We start from the raw sequence: 6,460 nt of genomic DNA, 5'->3' as shown, positions 1-6,460 counted from the left end.
GGCCAAAAACAATTGAAAACAGCCATCCACCAGTTAAATTTCAAAACTCCCTCCTGCCCGGTTTATCAAAATGTTGACGCCAGACCACATTCAGATCCGGGAAACCATAAAGCCAATCTGATCAGCCAACTTACTGCTCCTCAGATGGACGCAGATTATGCAAAATATGATTTCAGATGGCATAAGTTCATTTGTTGAGGTGGGAGGAAACGGTACTGTTCTTTCAGGTTTTAAAAAATTGATCGCAATATCCCGGTAAGTACTTTATGAATTCATCTCACGAAATAAAAACTGGTTCGGTATTGCTGTCTGATCCATTCATGCTGGATCCCAATTTCAAAAGGACCGTGGTCCTGATTGTTGATCATACCATAGAAGATGGTACCGTTGGATTTGTTCTCAATCGCAGTACAGGAATGAAATTTTCTGATTTTATCGAAGACATCGGAGATTTCGACGCACCAGTTTTGAAGGGGGGCCGGTTTCTCCCAATACCTTGCATTATTTGCACAACGTTGGAGAATTGTTAGAGGACTCCATCAAAGTGTGTCCTGGTATTTATTGGGGTGGTGATTTTGATGCTTTGAAATTTTTAATTGAACAAAAAATTGATCCTCCTGATAACATTCGGTTCTTTATGGGATACAGCGGATGGTCGGCCGATCAGTTGCAAGGAGAAATTGCCGAAAAATCATGGGTTCTTTCGCAAATGGACACCAACTACTTATTTAAAAAATACAAACTGGACCTTTGGAAAATGATGATGAATGACAAAGGGGAACACTGGTCAGCGATCAGCCAAATGGATGGCGATCATATATTCAATTAGATAGATTCAATCATGCAAAAAATACTAAATTATTCCCTTGTTAAGAATTCAAAATTTAAACCTAGGTTTCGGAGAACGACCCATTTTTGACGATATATCGATGGTGGTCACCGCTGGTAAAAACTTGCTTTGACAGGCCGCAACGGAGCTGGTAAATCAACACTTTTTAAAGTGCTCACCGGAGAACTTTCACCAGATACTGGTGTGATCGAAAAACCAAAGACAATGACCCTGGCTTTTCTCAAACAAGAGTTGCCCAAAGATTATGGAAATACGGTCATTGACGAAATAAAAAGTTCTTTGGTCATGATTACTCAGTTGCAATCTGAGCTTTCAGAGATCGAGCATAAACTTTCTGATCATCATCTGGATCATGATCTAATGTCTGATTTGATTGATCGAATGACAACCGTCCAACATCAATTGGAATACCTGAATGCAGATAAAATTGATGGAGAGATCGAAAAATTCTGACCGGACTTGGATTTTCACCAACAGATTTTCTAAGATCGACCCATGAGTTCAGTGGCGGCTGGAGGATGAGAATCGAACTCGCCAAATTGCTTTTGGCAAATCCGGATCTCTTGCTTCTGGACGAACCGAATAACCATTTGGACATTATCTCCATCCGATGGCTGGAATCCTATCTCAGGAATTACGAAGGTGCTGTGGTTCTGATTTCCCATGATTTGATGTTTGTTGACAATGTTGCAGACCGTATCATCGAAATTGACCGCGGAAAAATTTATGATTTCAAAGGAAAGTATTCTGCTTTTATTGAATACAAAAAAATAAGAAAGGATATTGAGCAAAGCGAGTACAATTCCCAACAAAAACTGATCCAGCAGAAAGAACAGTTAATCGATAAATTCAGAGCAAAGGCCAGCAAAGCATCTTTTGCAAAATCACTGCAATCCGAACTCGCACGAATGGAAATCAAAGATGCACCGGAAGAAGAGCTGGCTGCCATGCGTCTTCGGTTTCAGGCCTACAAACCAGGTGGACGAATCGCTTTTGAGGCAACCGGACTATCTAAATCCTATGGAGATTTGTTGGTCCTTGATCAGGTTGATCTGTTGGTTGAAAGGGGCCAGAAGCTCAGCTTTATAGGTCAAAACGGCCAAGGCAAAAGTACCATGGTCAAAATGATATCCGGACAACTTTTGCCAACTAAGGGTGATATCAAATCGGTGCATGAAATCAAGATTGGTTACTATGCACAAGAACATACGGATATATTGGATCCTGGACTCACCATCCTGCAAACCTTGGAAGATGCTTCTATTCCGGAGGCGAGGCCGATGGTAAGGACCATTTTGGGTGGTCTGGGTTTTCAGGGAAAGGATGTGGACAAAAAAGTAAAGGTGCTGAGCGGTGGTGAAAAGTCGAGATTGCGATTGGCGACTTTACTGGTCCAACCGCATAATCTATTGATCCTCGATGAGCCAACACACCACCTCGACATCCCATCGAAAGAGGCACTGAAAGAAGCCATCAAAAACTACAATGGGACCGTCATCATCGTCTCGCACGATAGGGAGTTCTTGCGCGGATTGGCGGAGAAAACCATTTACTTTGCCCATCAAAAAATAAGGGTTTTCGAAGGTGACATTGATTATTTTTTGGAGAAAATGGATTCAGAGGACATCCTCCAGTCATTTCAAACTGCTGCGCAGATCCAGACCCAAAAGCTTCACAAACCTGTCCAACTCAATCCTGATGAGCAAAAAAATTTGCAGAAAAAAATTAAGTCAATTGAGAGGCAGATCGAGCAACTGGAATTTAAAATCAAAGAATGCGAAATCAAAATGGCTGATCCAGAGTTTTATCAATCCAAAGCCTACAACGAAACCATGAGTCAGTATAAACTTGATAAGACCAAGCTTAATTCACTAACAAAAGAATGGGAGCAGGTGATGGAGCAAATGGTCTAAAAAATGAAATGGTATAAAAATGAATGACCTTAGAGTCACATTGATTCAAAAATCCAATTCGGTGGGAAGACCCGGCAGGAACCATTTTGTCCATGGACCAATTGATTCAATCGCCAGACTTGTCAACGGATGTGATCGTTTTTTGTGAGATGTTTTCAACCGGCTTTAGTATGGACAGTGCAAGATTGGCAGAGTCAATGGATGGACCTACCGTCCGTTGGATGCAGGTCCTGGCCAATCATCATCATGCCCTGGTGATGGGAAGTTTGATCATCAAAGATGGCGGAAAGTACTATAATAGGTGTATTTGCGCGTTTCCCGATCGAAGCATTTTGTATTACGACAAGGTGCATTTATTCACTTTGGCCAATGAACATTTACATTATTCAAAAGGGGCTTCAAAATTGGTTTTGAATTTAGGGATTGGAAAATAATGCCATTTATTTGTTATGATTTGAGATTTCCAGTTTGGTTGCGCAATGTAGATGACATTGAGCTCCTGATCGGAGTAGCGCAGTTCCCGGCAAAAGAAGACAAGCCTGGTTGAGTTTGCTGACTGCCAGAAGTATTGAAAATGTGTGTTACGCGGTTGGGGTCAATGGACTTGGTATAGATGGCAATCAAATAGAATATTCAGGAGATTCAGGAGTTTGGAATTTCGAAGGCACCAGAATATTGGATTTGGGATCTGAAACCGGGATCAGGACAACTGTACTTTCAAAAGAAAAATTAAAGGCTTTCAGGAAAGCATATCCCTTTTTAAAAGACAGAGATCCATTTACCCTTGTTTAGAAAAATTGGATCTGTTTCAATGTGTTTTTTTGAGGATACAACATTTAAATCTTTTGAATAGGAGGTGATTGAAATTTATCTTTCCCTAATCTCGGTAAAATAAAATTGCAGGGTATTTGGATGAAAATACTTCCAGCTGTGCCAATATTCCTGTGATGCATTAATTGACCTCAGATTGTTCGAATTACTGTCTCCTGAATTTCCGAAAAAATCGTAACGCTCGTATTCTGAGACCAAGCTGTCACCCTTCATTTTTAAAATTTGATGCTTGTGTTTTCTTTGGTAAACCACGAAACTGTGTTGATCCTCTGACAATGCGATCACGAGTGGAATGTTTTCAATGCTGTCATGAATGATTCTTTCGCGGCAGAGCTCATTCCAATCGTAGGCTTTTGAAATGCCTTGTAATGATATTCCAATAATCCAAGACTTATCTTGCCATGAATGGGTATCTCTTATGGTCAACTTACCATAAAATTTACCTCGTTCAAAATTAGACATACTATCATATTTAATGGTAAAATCGCTGTCAGGCTGCATAATCTGACTATCCGGATATTTTTGCAACCATTGCTCTAAAGTCATTTGGCTGTAATCCATTTCTGCGAGTTTCATCCCTTTTAAAGGTCCAGCCACGGCTTCTCCTGTGGCCTGCCGCCACCACGATTTGGTCGACCGATCTTCAAACATGGCGTTGAAATGATCCATGCCTACCAATCTGAAAACCTCTTCTTTTCCATGGATGATGGGCTTAAAAATTCTACCGGTCCTGCAAACCGTGCAATAAGTTACCATGATTTTTTTATCCGCTATTTGGTCGATTACCTGATGGTGATATCCCAGAAATTGTATTGGATAAGCTTTTGATTTTCCCTCATGGTGGATACCGATGACGATTCTTTTAAGATCTACCATGTTTTCTCGGGAATCGGCGAAGTTGAGATAGCCCGGCTGCAGAAACATCTTGTCGGCTGACATTTTCCAATTGTTTTGATAGACAATAAAAACTGCAATGGTCAAAATCAGTGCAGTCAGCCATTTCTTCTTTTGGAACGTCCGCCAGAATCCTAACATCAAGAAAGCCAAAAACAAGCTTCTAAAACCCATTTCCACTGATGTAAAAAGTAGGCCAAATCAAGGCTTTGCATTTCCTGGCTTCCGGGTAAAGGCATTATGAAATATACCCTGGCAATTTCAAATAAAATGAATCCCAATGCTCCGAAATAAAAGTAATAAGTTCTCATTATAGACTGATGCAGCAAATTATTGTGATCGTGTAAAAATAGGTTGAGGTTTTAGTGGAAAGAAAACTGCTTTTGGGATTCTGGAGATTTTTTTGAATATTCCTGATGCGGGTAACGCTATTTGATTTTGGGTATTAAAATGAATAAGATACTATTTTTTTTAATCTGGTCATATAATGCATGGCGGATGGTAAAAAGCTTCATTCCAATGCAAGCCTGAAAAATAATTTACGGGCAACAAGATAATGATCTTCAAAAGTCTTTCCAAAACAATTGTATCAAAGTATGCAAACGATGGATCAAAAGTGTCATTGGCTGTATCAAAAAATGAATCATTTTTATCATTGGAGCCTGAAAACTACCAACGATTATGAAGTTAAGGATGCAATCAGGAGTGCAATCAAGATGACATTGATCCAAATGACTCCATTACAATACTTCGATTTGGTTCCTTAATAAGTCTTCCATGCTCTCTCTTTTACGGATCAGCAGGTCTTTTCCGTCATGGATGAGTACTTCTGCAGGCCTGAATCTCGAGTTGTAATTGGAGCTCATGGTAAAACAGTATGCACCTGCATTTTTAAAACAGAGGATATCTCCTGCATGAATCTCAGGTACCACTCTGTTGCTGGCAAAGGTATCCGTTTCACAGATATAGCCGACGACATTGTACACCCTTGGCTTTCCTGTAGGATTGCTCACATTGACGATCTGATGGTAGGAATTATAGAGCATAGGCCTTATCAAATGATTCATTCCGCTGTCCACACCGGCAAACACCGTGGAAGGTGTTTGTTTGATGACATTGGTTTTAACCAAAAAAAAGCCGCACTCTGATACAATAAACTTTCCGGGCTCCAGGAAAAGACTTAATGGACGTCCATATTCTTTGCAAAACTGATTAAATTTTTTGGATAGGATGACTCCCAATTCTTCAATATCGGTATAGACATCATCTTCCTTGTAAGGAACTTTCAAGCCACTGCCAAAATCAAGGAATTCAAGATCCGGAAATCTTTTGGCCACATCAAAAAGAATATCGGAGGCAAAACTAAACACACCCGCATCCAGAATGTCCGATCCGGTATGCATGTGAAGACCATTTATTTTTAAGCCAAGCGTTTTGACCAATCTCTCCACAAGTGGCATTTGATAAATAGAGATTCCAAATTTGCTATCAATATGACCCACACTGATATTTTCATTGCCACCGGCCATCACATGTGGGTTAATCCGGATGCACATTTTGGTGTTGGGGTGATGGTGTCCTATGTATTCCAGTGTTTCGATGTGATCAATGTTGATCTGAACACCCAGCTCGATGGCCATTTCAATTTCATCCACTCCGACACAATTGGGAGTATAGATAATCCTTGAAGGATCCACCCCGGCTTTGAGACCGGTCCATATTTCCTGGATGGAAACCGTGTCAAGTCCCGCTCCCCACCCATTTATCAGCTTTAATATATTGACATTGTTCAATGCCTTGCATGCAAAGTGTACATCCAATTGCGGCACGTCAAAAGCCTTGTGAAGTCGATCCAATTGACGTTTGATCATGGAGCTGTCATAGACATAGAGAGGAGTTCCGTATTTTTCAACTAGATCCAGAAGGGCTAAACCCTGAATTTGATACTGGTCATTTTCAAGAATCATTGCAA

The 6,460-nt window shown here is 40.5% G+C and carries 5 protein-coding genes and 3 pseudogenes; 6 read left to right on the top strand and 2 right to left on the bottom strand.

Going from position 1 to position 6,460, the window contains the following annotated elements:
* From IPM48_14370 to IPM48_14345, 6 genes and pseudogenes are all read left to right on the top strand, one after another.
* Window positions 1-259 (top strand): annotated as a pseudogene (locus IPM48_14370) ([acyl-carrier-protein] S-malonyltransferase).
* Between the two features lie 7 nt (window positions 260-266).
* Window positions 267-829 (top strand): annotated as a pseudogene (locus tag IPM48_14365) (YqgE/AlgH family protein).
* Window positions 830-958: 129 nt separating this feature from the next.
* Window positions 959-1,303 (top strand): ATP-binding cassette domain-containing protein, encoded by a 345-nt coding sequence (locus IPM48_14360; GenBank protein ID MBK9272766.1) that lies wholly within the window; start codon window positions 959-961, stop codon window positions 1,301-1,303.
* Between the two features lie 65 nt (window positions 1,304-1,368).
* Window positions 1,369-2,763, top strand: coding sequence for an ABC-F family ATP-binding cassette domain-containing protein (locus tag IPM48_14355; protein ID MBK9272765.1), 1,395 nt, complete (start codon window positions 1,369-1,371; stop codon window positions 2,761-2,763).
* A gap of 92 nt (window positions 2,764-2,855) precedes the next feature.
* Window positions 2,856-3,197 carry a hypothetical protein gene (locus IPM48_14350; GenBank protein MBK9272764.1) on the top strand — a complete coding sequence of 114 codons (342 nt, stop codon included), beginning with the start codon at window positions 2,856-2,858 and terminating at the stop codon, window positions 3,195-3,197.
* A gap of 109 nt (window positions 3,198-3,306) precedes the next feature.
* Complete coding sequence (locus IPM48_14345) at window positions 3,307-3,555, top strand: hypothetical protein (protein MBK9272763.1); 249 nt, start codon at window positions 3,307-3,309, stop codon at window positions 3,553-3,555.
* Between the two features lie 75 nt (window positions 3,556-3,630).
* Here the strand turns inward: IPM48_14345 and IPM48_14340 are convergent.
* Together IPM48_14340 and lysA are read right to left on the bottom strand one after the other, a co-directional pair.
* Window positions 3,631-4,799 (bottom strand): annotated as a pseudogene (locus IPM48_14340) (DUF3179 domain-containing protein).
* 429 nt (window positions 4,800-5,228) lie between these two features.
* A complete protein-coding gene (gene lysA / locus IPM48_14335) occupies window positions 5,229-6,455 on the bottom strand; it encodes a diaminopimelate decarboxylase (protein MBK9272762.1) in 1,227 nt (408 codons plus the stop codon).
* Window positions 6,456-6,460 lie beyond the last annotated feature (5 nt).

The organism is Saprospiraceae bacterium, from assembly GCA_016715965.1.
In the GTDB taxonomy this organism is placed as follows: Bacteria; Bacteroidota; Bacteroidia; order Chitinophagales; family Saprospiraceae; genus Vicinibacter.
Note: the sequence above shows the minus strand (reverse complement) of the source record. Positions and strands in the feature narration are given on the sequence as shown.